This is a genomic window from Paenibacillus mesophilus, from assembly GCF_005938385.1.
GTDB lineage: Bacteria > Bacillota > Bacilli > Paenibacillales > NBRC-103111 > Paenibacillus_AB > Paenibacillus_AB mesophilus.
On the sequence record NZ_VCRA01000001.1, the window covers coordinates 351,323 to 371,564 of the forward strand.

Below are 20,242 nucleotides of genomic sequence, written 5' to 3' on the forward strand. Positions count from 1 at the left end.
TATTATTATATCAGCGTATCGCGCTTCGAATCAAACGGTATCGTCCGGATGCGAGTTGACGTAGGCTAGCCCGCCCTTCGCTGCCGCCTTCGATTCGTTCAGCTCCCGCCGATCCATAAACGGCCACCAGTTGGCCGGTCCGAACATCCGGACCATCACCGGGATGAAGAGCGGCAGCATGACAAGCGCGTAAAGGAACAATCCGCACAGCACGATCGTGGCGATCTGCAGAAGCGACATGACGCCGGAAGGCAGCATGGCCGCGAACGTGCCTCCCAGGATAACGGCTGCGGACATAATAACCGTCCCCATATTTTCCATCGCCTTCAAGATAGCTTGCTTCGGCGGCAAATGGCGGTATTCCTTAAACCGGTCCATCAGGAAAATGCTATAGTCGATGCCGAGCGCCATCAGCATGACGAAGCCGAAGAACGGCACGGCCCAGCTGATTCCTTCATACCCGAGCATTCGGACGTAGATCACTTCCGTAATCGCCATCGATGTATAGAACGTAACGAGTAGCGACAAAATGAGGTAAATCGGCATGACGATCGAACGGAACAGCACGATCAAAATGATCGTAATGCCAATAAGCATCAGCATCATCGTACGCGAGTAATCGTCCGCGGAAATATGCTGCAGATCGTTGTTCATGCTCGTGACGCCTTCCACCGCGTAGGCGGCCTTCTCGAAGCCGGTCCCCTGCAGTGCTCTCTGCATGGCGCCGTTAAGATCGTCGGTCCGTGCCAGCGTTTCGATGTCGTAAGGATTGCCCGCGAATACGACGTCGAATTTGACGATTTTCCGGTCCTTGGACATGTAAACGTCAAGCGACTTCTGGAAATCGGCGTTTCGGATCGCTTCGTTCGGAATGTGCCAGCCGGTCAGCTGCTTATTCGGCGCTCCCGACAGCTCGGTCAAGAACGATTGCGCCGAGGAGAGACCACCCGTAACTTGCTCCAAACCGCCCACGCTTTGATCCAAGCCGCTCGTCAGCTGGCCGAGCTGGGCGTTCAAATCGGAGAAGCCCGTTTGCAGCTCGCGCTGGCCTGCCGCCAAATTGTCGAATCCTTTCGTCATCTCCGGAATATTCGCCGAAATTTGGCCTTGGCCGTTCGCCGCTTGGTCGATCCCCGTTTGCAGCTGCGCAATGCCTGCGACGAGCTGGTCGAGTCCGGCAACCAGCGCCGATTGTCCGGCCGCCGCCTGCTCGAAACCGGCGTTCGCCTGCCCGATGCCGGCATTGATCCCTTCAAGCTGCGCATTCAACTGCTTCAGCCCGTCGCCGATACCGGCGGCGCCCGTCTGCAGCTCAGTCACCGAGCCGACTATTCTCCTATAGTCCGGGTCTTGCTTCAGCTGCGGATATTTTTGCTCCAAGCCGCCGAGTCCGGCCCCGAGATCGGCCAACCCTTTCGCAACATTTTCCTGCTGGGCGGCGAGTTCGCCGTAAGCCTTAGACAGCTGGCCGATACCGCCTCCGATTTCCCGGTAGCTCGCCAGCAGCTGCTTGCTCCCTTCGGCCAACTGCTCCGCGCTCTTCTTCGCTTCGGCTAGCCCTGCCCGCAGCGATCCGGCACCCGCCGAGCCTTCGCGCAAACCGGCTTCGATCCGCTTCAGCCCGTCGCCCAGCCGGACGACTCCGGCTTTCAAGGCGTTCGTGCCGTCTGTCAATTGCTCCACGCCTTTGACGGCTTCATTCAGCTTCGGGGCATTGCCGCTGAGCGCCTTGCTCGCATCGGACAATCCTTTGCCGATTTCGCCCAGTCCGTCCTTGCTTTGCCCGAGACCGTCGTCGACCATCCCGATCTGCCGGGTCACCTGAAAGTCCTGCATCGCGTCTCCGGTAGGACGCGTGGCGCTGCGCACCGTTTTGACGCCCTCCACCTTGGCAAGCTCCCGCGATATTTGCTCGATGGCGGCCAAGCCTTCCGCCGAATCCATCGGCTTGTCGGACTTGACTACGACCGTGGAAGGCAGCGAATCACCCGGGCCGAAGCTGCCGGATATGACTTGGAACGCCTTTACCGAGTCGTATTTGTCGCCGATTTCGTCCAGCGAATTGAACGAGATCGAGCCCTTGTAAGCGGTCAGGAACGGAACGATAAGAACGGCCAAGATGACGAGCGCCCAAATCGGACGTTTCAGCGAAAACGAACCGACCGCCCCCCACAACCGGCTCGGTTTATGTTCAAGCGATCCTTTCACCGGCCAAAAAATCGCTTTGCCGAGCACCGCCATAAAGAAAGGGACCAACGTGAACAGTGCGAGCATCAGCACCGCGACGCCGACTGCAACCGCAACGGCCGAACGGTACAAGACGAAGGTGGACAGCCCGATCGAGGCAAATCCGACCAGCACCGCAAGGCCTGAGAACAGCACCGTCCTGCCCGCCGTGCGGTATGTGGCGACAATCGCTTCCGTCGTATCGCCGCGATGAGCCAATTCCTCCTTGAACCGGCTGATCAGCAGGATGCAGTAGTCCGTGCCGATCCCGAACAAGACGGCAACGAGAAAAATTTGCGTAAAGTTCGACAGCGGAAAATCCAAATAATGGACCAGAAACGCCACGACCGACTGCGACACCAAATACGTAAGCCCGACGGACAAAAGCGGAATGAAAGGCGCAATCGCCGAGCGAAATACGAGGAACAATATCGCCATAATGAATACGACCGTAATGCCCTCGGTTTTCTTCAATCCTTCCTGCGAGCTCTGGATCACGTCCTCGTTAATAAGCCAGTTGCCGGTGTAATAGTGGTCGATTTTCACGTCCGATACGGCATCGTACAGCGATTTCCGGACTTCGGCGGGTGTCCGGTCCTTCGATGCGGTATTGACGAGAACGAGCACCGTCTTCCCGTCCTGCGCCACCATCTGCTTCTCGAGCTCTTTCAGATCGAAGTGAGTCGTGACCGAAGTAATACCGTAAGCGTCTTTGCCGTTCTTCAGCTTGTCGACTCCGCGTTTGACCTCGTTCATATCGTCCGGGGACAAGCCGTTTTCCTTGTGAAAGACGAGTACGGAGGATAAGCCGCCCGCTTCGCCTGAACCGCTCTTCCCCGCATTCATTTCTTTCAGCATTTTGGCCGCCACCGACGAGGAATACCCTTCGGGGACGTTGATTTGTCCTTTGTCCCGCACCAATTCGGCCATATTCGGCGCCGTCATGAACAGCGCGACCGCACCCGCGAGCCACAGCGTCAACACGAGCCATCTCAGCTTGATGATCGTCCTCATCATCGAGTCATTCTCCCTTTCTTAGTTGCTGTGTTCCAGCGGCTTCACTTTTGGGGGTCTTGTTCCGCTTCCAGCAGCACGCGGGCCAGCTTCTCGAACGTCGCAATGAACGCTTCGCCCTCCTGCTCGTCGAACCGCGCGATATACCGGGTCAGCAGCTGATGAATTTTCCGTTCCATCTCGCCCGTCACCCGCATCCCTTCTTCCGTCAGCGCGAGATAGGTAACGCGCCGATCTTTCTCGTCGGGTATGCGCCGGATCAGACTCTTGTCGAACAGCCGTGAAATGATGGCCGTTATCGAGCTTTTTCCGACGCAGAACGTATCCGCCAGCTCGGACGAAGTACACGGATTGTGCGTGCACATATAACGCAATACAAACACTTGATCGAGCGTCAGCTCTCCCGGCACCAAGTCCCGGAGCAGCGCGTTAAGCCTGCGGTTGACGATAAACGAAGCGTTCTCGTAACGGGTAATGATTTGCTTCAGCAATTCCTCGTTCATGGGGTCTCCTTTCCGGACAACTTGTTCTACTATCAAATTATTTGATTATAGAACTATTCGATGTAAGCACTATACCATGCTTCATAGGGATCGTCAAATGCCCGGGATTACGGGCTTTCGCCGGAAGCCATACTGGCCCTAAGTCTGGAATTCGCTTCCGACGCCGGTCCGTTGTTCGGAAAAAAGGCTCCATGCTACACTGAGTATGAAATCGGACAAATGCCAAATGCAGGGAAAAACTTGAATCAAGTAAGTGAGGAGACAATCCAATGAAGAAATCAGCAATGATCGGAATTGTTCTGATCGCGGCGCTCGTATGGGGAGTATTGGCAACATGGAATTCCGGGAAAGGATTTGCCGGAGGCTGGCTGTCCTTAAGCACGAGTAAAATAGACATATCTGAATCTTATGACGCGGACGCTTATCAGAACATCGCCATTGATGTAAGCAGCTCCGACGTTAACGTCGTTCGCGGCAGCTCGGATCGGATCGAAGTACGCGTCCACGGTAAAACGAGCACCAACTACTCCGACGAGATCGGGCTGAGAGCCGAACCGAAGGGCGGGACGCTGAAGCTCGGAATCGATAAGCCAGAACGGAAACAGTTCGGTTTCGTGATTCATAGCGTAACGATGACCGTGGAATTACCCGAGAAACGGTGGAACGAGATCAAGGTCAAAGTGGGAAGCGGCAATGTCGATGTCGCGAAGATCAACGGGAAGTCCATCGAGGCCGAGACGAGCAGCGGCAACGTGAAGCTGTCGGCAAGCGAGGCGAAGACGATCGAGCTGAAGACGGGCTCCGGCAACGTGCAGGCGGACGGCTTCAAGGCCGATACATTCACCTTCGACACGAAAAGCGGCACTGTGAAGCTGAAGGACGGAGCAGCGAAGGTGAAGGGCGAAACGGGCTCCGGCGACATCCGGATCGAGTTTCCCGAGCTGCTGCACGATACCAGTTTGTCGACCGGGAGCGGCAATGTCACGATTGAACTGGACCGCGAGCCGAAGTCGATGACCGTCGACTGGCGCCTGGGCTCCGGCAAAGCGAGCATCGGGTGGAAAGGCTTGAACGGTATGGAGAAGAGCGAAGACGGCAAATCGGGCAAAGGCACGTTCGGCAATGGCGATACGACGCTCAAGGTCGTGACCGGATCGGGAAACATTACGATGGACTGACGCAGCAGGACGTAACGGCGGCGTACAACGGGAGTGCAAACAGCGCTCCCTTTTGTCGTTTCACGGCCGTATACCGGACGAATTGTCGCTCGCCTCGCCGGCCCTACAACGGATTTACTTGTACGGCGGCTTGCTTGCCGCTAAGCTGTATCCCCGTGGTCGGGCGTCCGGAGGACTTCAGCTCTTTAAGCAACGCTTCAAGCAGCTCTTTCGCCTTCGCGCCTTCCTTGCCCTGGATGCGGACTACGAGCAGAACGGCGTCCCCGGACTGCAAATGCTTCTCCGCCTGCCGCTTCTTCGTATCGTAGTCGTGCTCCTCGATGTGCGGCGTCAGACGGACTTCTTTCACCTTCGGCTCCCGCTCCCGCTTGCGGGCTTGCTGCTCCTCCCGCTTGGCGGCTCCGGCCCCGACCAGCCTGCACGGCGGAGGACTGCTCATGAGCGACGTGCATACGAGGTCCACCTTCAGCTTCTTGGCCATGGCGAGCGCTTCGGACGTCGCGACTATGCCCAGATCTTCGCCGTCTACGCCGGTCAGGAGCACTTCCGACGCTTTGATTTTTTCGTTCATGATCATTGTCGATCCCCCCGCACTTTCGCTATAATGATCCATATTACGTGTTCGAAGGAGATTTTACAATGCGCAATAAAGAAATGGAAGAACGCATCATCCGCAATTACGAGCGCGACGAGAACATGATGATTCTCGTATTCGCCCAATGGTGCGTCAACCAAGATCTCGACCCGGCTGAATTGTACATGCGCGCCTACCCGGAGCAAGCCGACAATCCCGTTCTTCGCCAGACGATCGAGCTGACCGTGCCGAAGGACGAAGCCGGTCCTATTCCGGACGAGACGGTGCTCGGCGTGCTGTCGCTGTTCGGCAACGAGGAGCTTGCATTCGTCGTCACAGAGGAGATCGACAGACGCCGCCGCAAGGGAAAGGTGTAGACCGAACAGCCGACCTGAAAGGCCGGCCTCACGAGAACAACAAGCCGTTCGGCTTGAGCGAGGTGGACAGCAGACTCGCCTTACTGATCAGGTCGCGGAACGAGTAGGAGAAAAACCCCGGCTCGTATTGGCCCGAAACGGTGCCGACCGTCATCGAGACGGGAATATCCTCGATGATCTGAGGCTCGCGCAGGACGTCGACCAGCTGCTGAAACGACGCTTCCGGGCGGACCGTAACGATGACGAACTCGTCGCCGGCATATCGGCACAAATAGTCGTCGGCCGTGGCGAGAGTAAGCAGCTTGTCGGCAAAGCCTTTGATCAAATCGTCCCCGACCGGGTGGCCGTAACGTTTATTGATTTCCCCGAAGTCGTTCAGGTCGATAAACAGCAGGTGGAACCGCTCCCGTCTGCGGAGCAGCTCCTCTCCGATCGCCTGCACGTACGCCGGACGGAACAATCCCGTCAACGGGTCCTGCAGCTCGCTCAGATGAATCCGGATCGTGTCGCGGGTAATGATGCCGCATACCCGGTCATTGTCGGTCACGAGCAGCCGTTCGATGCGCAGCCGTTCCATCGTGCCGAGCGCATCCCACACGAAGCTGTCGACGGGAACGCTGACCGGCTTGCGCGTCATCGCGTCGGCTACGATCCGGTTCGGATGCGACTGGCGGACGTCGCGGGAAGTGAGGATCCCGACGAGGCTTCCGTGGTCCTGAACTACAAGAGAGCCGATTTCAAGCCTCGCCATCAGCTCGGAAGCATGCCGCACGCTTTTGTCGGATGACACCGATTGGACCGGGGAAGACATCAGTTCGCCCACCTTCACGTAAGCTCAACCTCCCGCTGAACCGTAACTTCGATCTTCAGCTCGGAGCGGATGACCATCGTATCGCTGATCATCCGGTCCGCCTCCTCCAGCACGATATTGATCAATACGTCTTTATCCATCATTTGCAGCAGCGAGTTGCGGATCAGGACAGCCTCCACCTTGGGGTGCTCGATCGCAATAATGGTGAATTGCTCCGGCGACAGCGCCTCCGCCATCCGCCTGACCGCCTCGGGTCCGATCGGCGCTTTGCGTCCGATCACGAGCAGATCCTGCATCGGGGGCACTTCGAACTCGGACATTTTCAACGATAATGTAGCCCTTCTCGAGTATATCCGTCTTTGATTCATCAGTGTGCATGCTCCTTAATCCCAATCATTTCCCCCTCCGGAAAGATTGCACATAGAATAACGTTCCATCGGCGGCAAGCTTCTCCAAGCGAACCGGAGTCGGATTATGCAGCATGGAATCCGGCAGGCTCAGAAATTGCCGTACGTAGCTTTCGTCAAATTGAATGCCGCTTTGTACCGCCAACTCCTCCTTCGCTTGCTCGACGGTCATGCCTTTCTTGTAGGGCCTCTCCGAAATCATGGCGTCGAAAGCGTCAATGATCGAGCACATTCTGGCCAAGGGGGGAATGTCTTCGCCCCGCAGCCCCGTCGGGTACCCCTTGCCGTCCCATCGTTCGTGATGGAACTTGACGATGTCGAGCAGGCGCTCATCGGCAACCCCCTCTTCGAGCATCAGCTTCTCGCCGCACTCGGGATGGGTTTTCATCAAATCCCACTCGCTCGGGTCCAGCTTCGACGTTTTCAGGAGAATAGCGTCGTCGATCTTGATTTTACCTACATCGTGCACGCAGCATCCTACGATAAAAGCTTGCCGGTCCTCTTGAGCGGGCAGCTCGTAATGCGAGGTCCAGCATTGGGCCAGCGCCCCGACCCGCTGCACGTGCCCGAACGTCTCCCTGTCTTTATCCGACAATCGAATCAAAAGACGGTTGATCGCGTTCAACATGAATTAATCCCCCTTATTCGGCAAAAAACGGTTTCAGGATCGAACAGGGCTTGTATGTACGGGAGATCCGATCAACAACAAATAGCCCTCGAATTCGAGGGCGCCCGTCTCACAATTCGGTAACCTGGCTGGCATGATGTAATGGCCATTTACATGGTAGCCCCAATGGTTTTGCGGCCCTATCTTTCGATAAGTGTGCCTTTGGATTCGTTTATGAACACGATAATGATTCTATCTTCCTATTGCTTTCGGATCGTATGATCCAATAGTTTGATTGTAACCCATTTGTATATTTTTGTCACCTGTGTGCGCAAATAATGTCGAATAGCGAATAAATTATAAAACGCCCAATTACATACGCCGCAACCGCACCTCGGCCGCCTTGACATGGCAAGGCAATCGCTCGTATCCGCCCAATGCTTCGATGACCGGCAGCAGCCCGGCCAAAGCTTGTTGATCCAGCTTGCCGATCGTCGACGTCTTGATCATTTCTTTGCTCGTAATACCGGAGAACGATTTGGCGTATCCGTTCGTCGGTAGGACGGCCGTTATGCCTATGCCGTAGTTGGCCGCGGAGAACGGCGTATACGGACCGATCAATATTTCACCGGCATTACGGATGAGCTCGAGCGCCTTCCGTTCCGTCTCTTCGCCGCATACGACCATGACATGCTCCGGCGCATATTCATTGACAAATTCGCAGGCCGCCTCGATATTCGGAGCCACGACGATAGCTCCGAGACCGTTCGCGCCGAACACATTGTGCAAATAATCCCGCCTAGGCGGCTCCACTTCGTCGATGACGGCGAACAAGTGCCGCTCCACCCGCTCCGCAACCGCGGCGGAAGTCGTAACCAAGATCGACGACGAATCGGGGCCGTGCTCCCCTTCGTTGATCAGATCGTAAGCCAACATTTCGGCGTCAGCCGTCTCGTCGGCTACTATGACGCATTCGGTCGGCCCCAGACCGACAGCCGTCTTGACGCCGTAAGAGGAAGCCGTACTCATCGCCGCCGCGATCCCGCCGGGCCCCGGACCGAATATCCCGTTCACTTTCGGGATCGAGGGCGTTCCCATGCACAACCCGGCAATAACGGCTACGCCATTGCCGGTGACAAATTCGTCGGCCCCGGCCATGCTGGCGGCCGCTACCGTCGCCGGGTCACCGAGCCCGCTCGGAAGCGGGGGCATGCCGACGACAATACGGCCGACTCCGGCCGTCTTCGCTGCGGTTACAAGCATGAGCGCCGTAGAGATCAAGGGGCCCTTGCGTGCGGGAATCCATATGCCGACCGCATCCAGCGGACTGATCTTCTCGCCGACGATCGTGCCGGGTCTAATCTCTTTGTGCCATGACACGGGCAGGAGCGCCCGGTTCACTTCCTCGATATGATCCCGTGCTTGTTCGATAGCCTGCTTCAAGGTAGGAGAGAGCGAATCGAGACATTGCCGAATATATGCGGGCGTCAAACCGACCCGCTCCAGCTTGACCTTATCGATCGATTCGGTAACACCTATAATCGCTTGGTCCTTCCCCTCTTCCACTTGATTGAAGATGCCGTACACTCCTTGCAATACTCCGCGGTCAAAAAGCTTTCGTTGCGGTGCCAACCGCTGGGCTAGCTCATTACTGTCCTCGGGCAGCCGGTATACAAGTCTGCTCATCCTGTTCCCTCCATTATTAATAAGGTTTCAAAACAAAAAGAGCCGCACAGGTAAGAAAATACCTGCATGGCTCTTTCATTAGCCTCACAGGTACAAGTGCAAAAAGCGCTTATACCTGCGGACATTCGATCCGGGTACAAACGCTTTACGTATGATGATGCTGCCTGGAAAGACGAATCGCCTGTTTCATATCGAAGCCGCCGCCTTTTTGGGATGGGATTTAGCAAATCTTACAATAGCCGCTAAGAAAATGCAATCTTTTTTGCACAACTCGCAACGAGCCGCCCGAATCCCGATAGACTACCCAACCGCCCGATATGGTAAAATCAACTTAATAGATTCGACAGCGGGGTGAGATGAAATGTCCGGGACAAAGATCGCATTGTTTTTCGGGGCCGGCGCCGAGATCGCATATGGGCTTCCATCCGGCGGCAAGTTCGCGCTTGATTTATTCCGGACGCCCGTCGAGGACGATAAGGCCGAATTCCGCAGACAGCTGGAGCGCATACCGCTCACCTCGAATTACGCCGCGAAATGGCTGCCGCACGGCTATTTGAAGAAAAGAGTCCATGTGTTCGGAAGAAGCGATTTCGAGGGGATCGTCGCCTCGAGCCTGGAGTACAGACGGGAAGAAATATTGGCTTTCTTGGAAAATTTCGATCAGCATGCGGCCAGGCTTCTGAGTGGCCCGGTACTTGATGAAGAAACGCTGAGGCAGAAGTACCGGCAGGAAATCGGAGCGGATATCGGAGATATCAGCTACGGACAAGCGGTCAAGCTCAATAACCGGCTGGCGGAAAGCGTGCGCCTGTTCGATTCCGATTACTTCTCGGCCATGCTGCGAACGCTGGAAGCAACCCCGGACCATCGCAAATTGCAGCAAACCGTCCGCGCGATCCTCGAGCTGCTCGTTGGGGCTTGCGGTCAGCTTCTCGTATCCAGGCTCAATGAAGAGCTGTTCGAATCGTCGCCCGACCGGTTGTCGGTGTTCGATGATGTGACGGGCGTATTCAGCATGGATTACCGAAACGCCGGCCAGACGGGGATGGAAATCGTCATTGACGATAAACCGGGCGAACTGACGGCGGAGAGTGCCCTGACCGACATGATGGTCGAATTGGGACGTGCCGTACTGGAAGACGTCTATGCGCAAGCGATAGATTATCAGGCTTTGATCGACAGCCACTTCAGATATTTGTACAACCCGAAAGCGCATTGGGCCAAGTTTACGAAAATAAGCATTTTCCTCCATACGGTCCGCAGATATATAACCACCCGCAACGAAGCCGATGCCGGCAAACTGGCCGCCGGACCCGGATTTTACCACGATCTGATCCCGTTGTCCGGAGAAGCTTCCATCCAGGCGATCGGCACGACTAACTATAACAGCTATGCCGAGCAGGTGCTCGAGAGCAGCCTTCTGCCGTCTATCCCGGTGTATCATCTGAACGGAAGCGTGAACGAATTTTACGATCCTTATTGCAATCATATAGCAACCTGTGAAACGGGCGAGCGGCCCGGGCCGCCTGTGCATATCGTCGTTCCTTTTTTATTTACGCAGAGCGGAGTAAAGCCTTTGACGTCGATCTCGATGTCGAGAAGATATGTGGAGCTTTACGATAAGTTCAAGCAGTCCGATATCGTATGCATCGTCGGCTACGGGTTCAACGGGGATGACGGTCATATTAACGGGCTATTCCGATCGCTTGCGGTCGAAGGCAAACAAATCGTCATTTTTCATTTCGGCGGCGACAACGAGCTCGTTTTAAGGAAAGAATATCAAACGAAGCTGCGGCTGTCCGATCCGGAAAGCCTTCACGTGTTCACCATCGACGGCAACCGCAAATCGAAAGGGAAAATGTGGTGGGAGCGCGCGCTTCAAGAAACGGCATTGACGCCCGCTACATGACGGCGGGAGCTCGCCTTCGGGGAAACTGAATCCGTTATGATGATAACAAACCAACAAGCGGAAGGGGATGTCGATGACGGACCTGCCAAACGCACTCATGCGCAAACCGACTGCTTCTTTCTCCACATTGGCTCCAAACGTTCATTGGGCAAGACGCATGATTCGAACATCGAGATGGAGCTTCGAGCGGCGGCAAATTTACGATTATGAGCTGCTGTACGTGCAGAAGGGCGTCATTCATGCCACGGTGGGGGAGGAATCGTTCACCCTGCCGGCCGGCAGCCTGCTCTACATCCCGGCGAAATGTTATCACAGCATCCGGATCGAATCGGAAGTATGCGTGTTCGGCGTTCATTTCGATTATTTCGGCGAAATGACGATTGCGGGCGATCACGACGTCGTCGTCAAGGACTACCACGCGCGTGGCGAGAACAGCTACTGCGTGGAGCCGGAATTTCCGGAAATCGGTCCGCTGCTGCACTGCTCCGTCTACACGGCCCCACCTCGAATCGTACCGCTGCTCGAATCGATCATCGAACAATTCAATGCCAAGATGACGGGCTACGAATTGGCGTGCAGAGGGCTCATGCTGCTTGTGCTGCACGAGCTGCTCCAAAGCCGGAACGCCCCGGACGGTCGGATCCATCCGAAATACGGCCAATCGATACGGCGCCTCGCCAAACGGATGGAAACCGACTATGCCGAAGACTGGTCCAATGCGCGCGTAGCCGTCGAGCTCAACCTGCATGAAGATTACGCCGCCAAATTGTTCAAGGAGACGGTCGGCCTCCCGCCGAGCAAATATATGCAGCAGGTCCGCCATCAGGAAGCGAAACGGATATTGCGCGAAACCGATTATAAGCTCGAAACGGTCGGCAAGCTTGTCGGCTACGATGACCTCCACTATTTCAGCCGCATATTCAACAAGCTGGAGGGCATCTCCCCCGGGCATTATCGCAAGCTGACGAACATCTTATAGCTGCTCCAACTCTCGCTTCAGACTTGTTTTCCGGTTACGGGAGCGGAAGTACGTTTTACTTTTAGTCCTGTAAAGAAATTAAAGCCGGCGGCCCGTCTACGAGTAGCGAGGCCGCCGGCTTATCCTATATCGTCATCGGTTCGTCTTCCACCAAGCGTCGTACGGGGTTACCGGAAGCTCCCTTTTGTGCTGAGAGTTGCGGAATCTCGCTTCGATCTTATCGGCCGCATCATCCGGGACCGGCTTTCCTTCCAAGTAATCGTCCAACAGGTCGTACGAAACGCCGAGCTCCGTCTCGTCCGCTTGTCCCGGCTTGTTGTCCAGAAGGTCGGCCGTAGGCGTCTTCAAATACAGCCGGGCGGGAGCTTGCAATTGCTGCAGGAGCTGTTTCCCTTGCCGTTTCGTCAAGCCGGTCAAAGGAGTAACGTCCGCCCCTCCGTCACCGAATTTGGTGAAAAATCCGGTAACCGCTTCTGCGGCGTGATCGGTTCCGACTACTAGAGCGCCTCCGACATGGGCGCCGAGCAAATATTGCGCTACCATACGTACACGCGCCTTCACGTTTCCTTTATCGTAATCCCGGACCGGCTGGCCCGTCGCACTCTCGCATTCCGGAACAAAGGCGTCCGTCGCGGCTTTGATATTGAACGTATACAGTTGGTCCGGTTGAATGAAATCGAGCGCCTGCCGGGCGTCGTCCTCGTCATGCTGCACCCCGTAAGGCAGGCGGACGGCAATAAACCGGTATTGTTCATCGGCCGTCTCGGCGCGAAGCTCTTGTACGCTCAGTTGGCACAGCCTGCCTGCAAGCGTCGAGTCTTGGCCGCCCGATATGCCGAGCACGAGCCTTTTCGAGCCGGTGCGGAGCATATAGCTTTTCAGAAATTCAATACGGCTGCGGATTTCTTCCTTCGCATCGATTTCGGGTTTGACGTTCAACACTTGCATAATATGCTGCTGAAGCTCTCTCATCTTCATCTATTCCTCCTTATTCGGCTTACCCTGAACCTTATAGTATCAAACGGTCAAAAAGAATAGAACCCCAGACCTTCTAAAAGTTTCTCACGGCGGAAAGCCCTACAACCGAACTCTATCGGAGAGAGCAAGGCACAAAACAAGAAACAGGCGCCAACGGGCCTGTCTCAAGTTTCGAGAAAAAGGATCGCGTTCAAATATCGTCTCGCCAACGAGTGGAAGTACGAAGTTTGGATGGAAATGGCGGCGATAAACAAAATGCTCTGGATCGCCTCTTTTTGTTTGCCGGAAATATGCGGAAGCAGCCCGGCATACCGTTCGGCGACCGTACGGATCGCGTTTTCCGTTAACGCGTCCTGATTGCGGTTTTCCTTGACGTGACCGGCGGTATCCATCAATTGGTCGTTGTTGGCGTCCAGCTCCTCGAACATGGAGGAATACGTCATGTACAGGTCGATCGGCGAGATCAGGTCGTCCTTCTCGTTGCCTTCCTCGAGAAATACGATTTTGAACAGCTTCTGGATCGACACGAAATCGAGATTCGATTTCAGATCGTCTATGATGTAGATGAGAGCGGCCTGGTTCAACGAATACTTTCGGCCCATTTTCGGCGAATCGAAATAAGCTTTAAAATCGCGTTTTACCCAGTTTTGAATCGCCGTAATGGACAAATGCGAATATTCGATATGTTTCCCCAGATCGGCGATTTCCTGCAAGGAGAAGCCCCTCACCTCGCCTCCCCGGATCACCCTCTCCATAACCGGCGGCAGCTCCGTCGACAGGAGGACCGGCAGCGCCCGACTCGTCTCCGGGAAGTCGCGATGCGTCTTTCTCCACGACTCCTGCAGAACCTGCAGCGGGGTCCGGCTCGACCGGCCGTCCAGGGCAACGAGCAGCGAAGCCATTTCTTTCCGGGTTACGTTAAACGATTCCAAGTTCTGCTCCTCCTCTCGTTACGGTTCATGCGAATTATGATACGACTAACCCTAGAACTTGTAAAGGCAAGAAAATAGCCAATAATCAGCTGTTTCCCCCATTTATTCGTCCGTGATTGACGCTAGACGCCCGGCACCCTCCATTCGCGACGTTGCGCACAACACGTTTAAGTTCGTATTATAAGATCATAAGAACTCCAAATCCAAAAGCAAAGGATTGTGTGAAACGAACAATGGGTATAGGACTGAATCTGTTCTTGTTTGTATTGTTGATTGTGTTGACGGCTTTCTTCGTGGCGACGGAATTTGCGATTATCCGAATTCGTTCCAGCCGGGTGGACCAATTGGTGCTCGAAGGGAAGAAAAACGCTCTCGCCGTTCAACGGGTAACAAGCAACCTGGACGGATACTTATCGGCTTGTCAGCTCGGTATTACGATTACCGCTCTCGGACTCGGCTGGCTGGGTGAGCCTACCGTGGAAAAACTGCTTCTCCCTTTGTTCGAGCGATGGGACATCAATAGCGACGTCAGTCATATTTTGTCGTTCTTCATCGCGTTTATATCCGTAACGTATTTGCACGTCGTTATCGGCGAGCTCGCCCCGAAGACGCTTGCGATTCAGAAGGCGGAAATGATTACGTTTTTCGTAGCGAAGCCGATTATTTTATTTTATAAAGTCATGTATCCTTTCATCTGGGTATTGAACGGTTCTGCCAACAAGCTGGTCAAATTGTTCGGCTTGAAGCCGGCCAAGGAGCACGAAGAGGCTCATACCGAGGAAGAAATTCAAATTATTTTGAACGACAGCCTGCAAAGCGGCAAAATCAACAATACCGAGTACGGTTACGTCAGCCGCATATTCGCTTTCGACGAAATGCTGGCCAAAGAGATTATGGTTCCCCGGACCGATATGGTTTGCTTATATACGAATCATTCTTTGCAGGAAAATATGGATGTGATCCTCAAAGAACAATATACGCGGTTTCCCGTAGCGACGGACAGCAAGGACAACATCGTCGGAACGATCAACACGAAGCAGCTGTTCCTTAAGCTGCAGGACAATGCCCAACTGGACGTGAAACAAATTATGCAGCCCGTCATGACCGTTTCCGAAGTGATGCCGGTCAAGACGCTTCTGAAGCGGATGCAGCAGGAACGGGTTCATATCGCGCTGCTCGTCGACGAATACGGCGGCACATCGGGACTGATTACGATCGAGGACATTTTGGAAGAGATCGTCGGCGAAATCCGCGACGAATTCGATGCGGACGAACGCAAAGAGATCGAGAAGCTGGACGACAACTGCTTCCTGCTCGACGGCAAAGTTTCGTTGTCCGAGCTGAGCGACCTTACCGGCATCGACTTCGAGCAGGAAGAGGTCGATACGATCGGCGGATGGCTGTACAGTCAAATTCATGATCCGAAAGCCGGCAAGCAAATTGTTCGCGACAACGTCAAGTTTATTATCCGCGAAGCGGGCAAACACCGGATCAAAAAAATCGAAATGATCATAGATACGGAACCTAACGGTAACGATTCGGAAGGGGAGCCTGTCTCCTCTGTCTCATGATCGGCGGGCTAGAATAGAAAAGGGATTGTCTCCTTAGAGATAATCCCTTTTTTGTATGCGGAAAAAGAAAAACGGGTAAATCTCAATGGATTTACCCGTTCTCGGCAAGTATATAAGGTTCGCAGCGGCGGTTACGCCTGCGGCCCGCCCTGCGATTTGGCCGCTCTAGCCAGCAGATCGCGTACGACGACGCTGACCATGATCAGCCCCGCGACCGGCGGTACGAACGAGTTGCTCGCCGGCGGCTGCTGCGCCTTGCGGATGTCCGGAGCGTTCTCCGGCACGATCCGCTGCGTTACGTCTTCACGCGGCTTTACCGGCTCCTCAGTCGAGAACACGACCTTGACGCCCTTCTTGATGCCGTCCTTGCGAAGCTTTTGGCGGATAACCCGTGCAAGCGGATCGACCGACGTCTGCGAGATGTCCGCCACGCGGAACTGCGTCGGGTCCATCTTGTTGGCCGCTCCCATGCTCGATATGATCGGAATTTTCCGCTTCAAGCATTCTTTGATCAGATGGATTTTGTACGTTACCGTATCCGAAGCGTCGAGCACATAGTCAAGCGGATATTCGAAAAACTTCTCGTACGTCTCTTCGGTATAGAACATCCTCAGCGCGATCGCGTCGCAGTCCGGGTTGATCAGCTTGACCCTGTCCCGCATCAGCTCGGCTTTGGGCTGTCCGACCGTCGTAGTGAGCGCGTGAATTTGCCGGTTGATGTTCGTCACGTCGACGACGTCCTTGTCGACCATAATGACGCGGCCGACGCCGGTCCGTACGAGCGCTTCGGCGGCGATCGATCCGACCCCGCCGATGCCTAGCACGGCGACGGTGCTTTTTCTCATGACGTCAAGTCCTTCGGGACCGATCGCCAATTCCGTTCGAGAAAACTGATGGAGCATAAATGCACCCCCTACTTTTTCACCCCAAAAAGTGACGCTTAGCTCTGTAGCATAGTCCGATTACTTTTCGGGGGCCCCAATTTTACCTTTGATGCTTATTCCGGTCATCCTCGACCGATCAAGACTTTGCGGCGGCTTCCTTGACGGCGAGCCGGATGGACAAGTCATCCAGCTGCTTCTGGTCTACCGTCGACGGCGCGTTCATGAGCAGGTCGGTAGCGCTGGCCGTTTTCGGGAAGGCGATCGTTTCCCGCAGGTTCGTCCGTCCCGCGAGCAGCATGACGAGTCGGTCGAAGCCGAAGGCGATGCCGCCATGCGGAGGCGTACCGTACTCGAAGGCGTCAAGCAGGAAGCCGAATTTCTCGTGCGCTTCTTCCCGGGAGAAGCCGAGCGCCTCGAACATTTTCTCCTGAACGTCGCGTTTGTATATCCGCATCGAGCCTCCGCCCACTTCGTAGCCGTTCAGCACAAGGTCGTAGGCTTGAGCGCGGATTTGACCCGGGTCGGTGTCGAAGTAGTGTACGTCCTCTTCCTTCGGACGCGTGAACGGATGGTGCTCAGCCACATACCGCTTCGCTTCCTCGTCGTAACCGAGCAGCGGGAAGTCGATCACCCAAGCGAACTTGAACGTTTTGTCGTCGATCAAGCCGAGATCGCGGCCGATTTTCAGACGCAGGTTGCCGAGCACATCGGCAACGACTTTCTTCGTATCCGCCGAGAACAACAGCAAGTCGCCTTCTTCGGCGCCAAGACGTTCTTTAAGCGCTGCGATTTCTTCCTCGCTGAAAAACTTGACGATCGGCCCTTTCCATTCGCCGTCCTTCACTTGAATCCACGCCAAACCTTTGGCTCCATAGCGCGCCGCGAACGGCAGCAGGTCGTCGATTTCTTTGCGGCTCCATGTACCGCAGCCTTTTGCGTTCAGCGCCTTCACTTGTCCGCCCTTCTTCGTCACATTGGCGAACACCTGCACTCCCGAATTTTGCACAAGATCGGATACGTCGACAAGCTCGAGGCCGAAACGGAGATCCGGCTTGTCCGAGCCGTATTTGCCCATCGCGTCGGCATAGCTGAGCCGCTGGAACGGACGCGGAATGTCGGCTCCGACCGTTTCTTTGAACAGGCGGACGACCAGCTCTTCCATCAGATCGAGCAGTTGATCGCGGGAAAGGAACGAAGTCTCGATGTCCACCTGCGTAAACTCGGGCTGACGGTCCGCGCGAAGGTCTTCATCGCGGAAGCAGCGGGCGATTTGGTAATACCGCTCGAGACCGCTGACCATCAGCAGCTGCTTATAGATTTGCGGTGATTGCGGCAGCGCGAAAAATTCACCCGGATGGACGCGGCTCGGAACGAGATAATCGCGTGCGCCTTCAGGCGTGCTTTTCGTCAAGATCGGCGTTTCGATTTCGAGGAAGCCATTATCGTCCAAAAAATCGCGGAACACTTTGGCCGCTTTGGAACGCAGGTAGAGTGTCTTCTGCATTTCCGGACGGCGAAGGTCCAAGTAACGGTACTTCAGACGAAGCTGCTCGTCGATTTCCACCCCGTCTTCGATAAAGAACGGAGGCGTCTTGGCCGTATTGAGAATTTCGATCTCATGAATTTGCACTTCGATTTCGCCGGTAGCCAAATTCGGGTTAACGGTAGCCGGATCGCGTTCCACGACTTTCCCTTTAACCGCCAGCACATATTCGGACCGCGCCTTGTCGGCGATCGCCAGCGCCTCGCCGGAGAAGTTCGGGTTGAATACGATTTGCACGATGCCGCTCCGGTCGCGCAGGTCGATGAACAAAACTCCGCCCAGGTCGCGACGGACCGCTACCCAGCCGTTCAATACGACCGTTTCTCCTACGTTAGCTTTGCCCAGATTGCCGCAATGATGTGTTTTCAACATATTGTTTGTCATCCTCCACATTTGGAATCGTCCCATAAAGACAATTTTATTGCTCCAGCTTCGCTATCAGCGTCTCGGCCAAGCTTTCGAGCTTGACTTCCTCTTGCTCTCCGGTAGCCATTCTCTTCAACGTAACGGTACCGCGGTTCAGCTCGTCTTCGCCCAAAATAACGGTGAACTTGGCGGCAAAACGGTCGGCCGATTTCATTTGGGCTTTCATCTTGCGCCCCAAATAATCTTTCTCCGCCGTCAAGCCCGCAGCCCGCAGGGCAAACAATTGCTTCGCCACTTCGTTCTCCGCCGCTTCGCCCATGCCGATCAAGTAAGCGTCAATCGGCCGAACGCCCGGCACGGCGACGCCTTGCGCCTCCAGCACGAGCAGCACCCGTTCCAGCCCCAAGCCGAAGCCGACGCCCGGCTGGTCGACCGAGCTGCCGCCGATCGTTCCGACAAGACCGTTGTACCGTCCGCCGCCGCTGATCGTATCGATTGCGCCGATGCCCGCCGCTTTATATTCGAACGCGGTATGCGTGTAATAATCAAGACCGCGCACCATGCGGGGATTGATCACGTATTCGATGCCCATGTCGGTCAAATGCCGCTGCACTTTGCTGAAGTGGGTCGAACATTCCTCGTCGAGAAAATCTAGAATCGAAGGCGCCCCTACGCCGTATTCCTGATCCTTCTTGCAATCGAGAATGCGCATCGGGTTCCGGTCGTAGCGCGACTGGCAGTCTTTGCACAGCTTGTCCTTGACCGGAGCGAAAAACTTCTGCAGCTCCTCGCGATACACCGAGCGGCACGACGGGTTGCCCACCGAGTTGATCTCCACCTTGACGCCTTTCAAGCCGATCTCCTTGTAGAACAAGTAACCCATCGCGATGACTTCCGCGTCCAGACTCGGATCGACCGAGCCGATCGCCTCGATGCCGAACTGGTGAAACTGACGGTACCGTCCCGCTTGCGGCTGCTCGTAACGGAACATCGGCCCGATGTAATACAGCTTGTTGATGTCCGGCTCGCCGTACAGCTTGTTCTCGACATAGGCGCGAACGACTCCCGCCGTTCCTTCCGGACGGAGCGACATACTGCGGTCCCCCTTGTCGGGGAACGTGTACATTTCTTTCTCGACGATATCCGTCGTCTCACCGACGCCCCGCTGGAACAGCTCCGTATGCTCGAAGATCGGGGTACGGATTTCCTTGTAGTTGAAGCGGCGGCATACGTCGCGCGCCTTCTCCTCGATATACTGCCATTTCTCGACGACGCCCGGCAGCAAATCCTGCGTCCCCTTCGGCTTCTGAATGCTCATGCTACCCCTCCTCGCTCATTGCCCCAATTGGCCAAAAAATACAAAAACCGCCCCCGGCTCATTGCCAGGGACGGGATATTCGTAAGCCGAAAATGCCCGCGGTACCACCCGCATTCGCGCTATGTCCTGCCGGGAACATTCGTTCCTCCGCTCGGTAATGGATCGGGAAACGCGGCATCAAGCCATGCCTATCCGCTCCTTCAAAGCGCGCACTTTAATGCGGTTAACGCCCGCCTTACGCGATACGGCTACTGCCCGGGCAACCTCCGATCGTCCGCCTGCCGCACCTGCTGTGCGAGCTGCGTCCCCGTCATGGTCGTGCCAGGAGTTCCCCGTCCGTTCTCCGGGAAGTTATTCGTTCGTCCATCGCCGGGAAGCT

Annotated in this window: 17 protein-coding genes and 1 riboswitch; of the genes, 5 read left to right on the forward strand and 12 right to left on the reverse strand. The window is 55.5% G+C overall.

Going from position 1 to position 20,242, the window contains the following annotated elements; translation table 11 throughout:
* Positions 1-30: 30 nt before the first annotated feature.
* Complete coding sequence (locus tag FE783_RS01255; protein ID WP_138877761.1) at positions 31-3,240, reverse strand: MMPL family transporter; 3,210 nt, start codon at positions 3,238-3,240, stop codon at positions 31-33.
* A 44-nt stretch (positions 3,241-3,284) separates the two neighbouring features.
* Positions 3,285-3,743 (reverse strand): MarR family winged helix-turn-helix transcriptional regulator, encoded by a 459-nt coding sequence (locus FE783_RS01260; protein ID WP_138877496.1) that lies wholly within the window; start codon positions 3,741-3,743, stop codon positions 3,285-3,287.
* A 269-nt stretch (positions 3,744-4,012) separates the two neighbouring features.
* Here FE783_RS01260 and FE783_RS01265 point away from each other — a divergent pair, with 269 nt between their 5' ends.
* Positions 4,013-4,921 (forward strand): DUF4097 family beta strand repeat-containing protein, encoded by a 909-nt coding sequence (locus tag FE783_RS01265; protein WP_138877497.1) that lies wholly within the window; start codon positions 4,013-4,015, stop codon positions 4,919-4,921.
* A 103-nt stretch (positions 4,922-5,024) separates the two neighbouring features.
* Here FE783_RS01265 and infC read toward each other — a convergent pair whose 3' ends face one another.
* Positions 5,025-5,498 (reverse strand): translation initiation factor IF-3, encoded by a 474-nt coding sequence (infC, locus tag FE783_RS01270; RefSeq protein WP_138877498.1) that lies wholly within the window; start codon positions 5,496-5,498, stop codon positions 5,025-5,027.
* A 62-nt stretch (positions 5,499-5,560) separates the two neighbouring features.
* On the opposite strand from infC, the gene FE783_RS01275 reads away from it, so the two are divergent.
* Positions 5,561-5,872, forward strand: coding sequence for a hypothetical protein (locus tag FE783_RS01275; protein WP_138877499.1), 312 nt, complete (start codon positions 5,561-5,563; stop codon positions 5,870-5,872).
* Positions 5,873-5,900: 28 nt separating this feature from the next.
* Here FE783_RS01275 and FE783_RS01280 read toward each other — a convergent pair whose 3' ends face one another.
* The 4 genes from FE783_RS01280 to hisD all read right to left on the reverse strand — a co-directional run bounded on the left by FE783_RS01280 (position 5,901) and on the right by hisD (position 9,383).
* Positions 5,901-6,701 carry a GGDEF domain-containing protein gene (locus FE783_RS01280; protein WP_138877500.1) on the reverse strand — a complete coding sequence of 267 codons (801 nt, stop codon included), beginning with the start codon at positions 6,699-6,701 and terminating at the stop codon, positions 5,901-5,903.
* On the reverse strand, positions 6,698-7,051 hold the full coding sequence (locus FE783_RS01285) for a hypothetical protein (RefSeq protein ID WP_138877501.1): 354 nt from the start codon (positions 7,049-7,051) through the stop codon (positions 6,698-6,700). Before FE783_RS01285 ends, FE783_RS01280 begins: the two co-directional genes overlap by 4 nt.
* 25 nt (positions 7,052-7,076) lie before the next feature.
* Positions 7,077-7,718: an HD-GYP domain-containing protein gene (locus FE783_RS01290; protein WP_138877502.1), complete on the reverse strand. Its 642-nt coding sequence runs from the start codon at positions 7,716-7,718 to the stop codon at positions 7,077-7,079.
* A 115-nt stretch (positions 7,719-7,833) separates the two neighbouring features.
* Positions 7,834-7,928, reverse strand: a riboswitch (cyclic di-GMP riboswitch).
* Between the two features lie 141 nt (positions 7,929-8,069).
* On the reverse strand, positions 8,070-9,383 hold the full coding sequence (gene hisD, locus FE783_RS01295) for a histidinol dehydrogenase (protein WP_138877503.1): 1,314 nt from the start codon (positions 9,381-9,383) through the stop codon (positions 8,070-8,072).
* A 361-nt stretch (positions 9,384-9,744) separates the two neighbouring features.
* On the opposite strand from hisD, the gene FE783_RS01300 reads away from it, so the two are divergent.
* Together FE783_RS01300 and FE783_RS01305 are read left to right on the forward strand one after the other, a co-directional pair.
* A complete protein-coding gene (locus FE783_RS01300; RefSeq protein ID WP_138877504.1) occupies positions 9,745-11,292 on the forward strand; it encodes a hypothetical protein in 1,548 nt (515 codons plus the stop codon).
* A gap of 73 nt (positions 11,293-11,365) precedes the next feature.
* On the forward strand, positions 11,366-12,271 hold the full coding sequence (locus tag FE783_RS01305; RefSeq protein ID WP_158301565.1) for an AraC family transcriptional regulator: 906 nt from the start codon (positions 11,366-11,368) through the stop codon (positions 12,269-12,271).
* Positions 12,272-12,403: 132 nt separating this feature from the next.
* Here FE783_RS01305 and nadE read toward each other — a convergent pair whose 3' ends face one another.
* Both nadE and FE783_RS01315 read right to left on the reverse strand, forming a co-directional pair.
* Complete coding sequence (nadE, locus tag FE783_RS01310) at positions 12,404-13,243, reverse strand: ammonia-dependent NAD(+) synthetase (protein WP_138877762.1); 840 nt, start codon at positions 13,241-13,243, stop codon at positions 12,404-12,406.
* 170 nt (positions 13,244-13,413) lie between these two features.
* Positions 13,414-14,181 carry a DUF1836 domain-containing protein gene (locus FE783_RS01315; RefSeq protein ID WP_138877506.1) on the reverse strand — a complete coding sequence of 256 codons (768 nt, stop codon included), beginning with the start codon at positions 14,179-14,181 and terminating at the stop codon, positions 13,414-13,416.
* 233 nt (positions 14,182-14,414) lie between these two features.
* Between FE783_RS01315 and FE783_RS01320 the strand changes: the two genes are divergently transcribed.
* Positions 14,415-15,752: a hemolysin family protein gene (locus FE783_RS01320; protein ID WP_138877763.1), complete on the forward strand. Its 1,338-nt coding sequence runs from the start codon at positions 14,415-14,417 to the stop codon at positions 15,750-15,752.
* 131 nt (positions 15,753-15,883) lie between these two features.
* Here the strand turns inward: FE783_RS01320 and FE783_RS01325 are convergent, their stop codons facing one another.
* The 3 genes from FE783_RS01325 to hisS form a co-directional block, all read right to left on the reverse strand.
* On the reverse strand, positions 15,884-16,654 hold the full coding sequence (locus FE783_RS01325; protein ID WP_138877507.1) for a tRNA threonylcarbamoyladenosine dehydratase: 771 nt from the start codon (positions 16,652-16,654) through the stop codon (positions 15,884-15,886).
* Positions 16,655-16,772: 118 nt separating this feature from the next.
* Entirely contained in the window at positions 16,773-18,551 is a 1,779-nt protein-coding gene (gene aspS, locus FE783_RS01330; protein ID WP_138877508.1) for an aspartate--tRNA ligase, read from the reverse strand.
* A gap of 46 nt (positions 18,552-18,597) precedes the next feature.
* Positions 18,598-19,863 (reverse strand): histidine--tRNA ligase, encoded by a 1,266-nt coding sequence (gene hisS / locus FE783_RS01335; RefSeq protein WP_138877509.1) that lies wholly within the window; start codon positions 19,861-19,863, stop codon positions 18,598-18,600.
* Between the last annotated feature and the right edge of the window lie 379 nt (positions 19,864-20,242).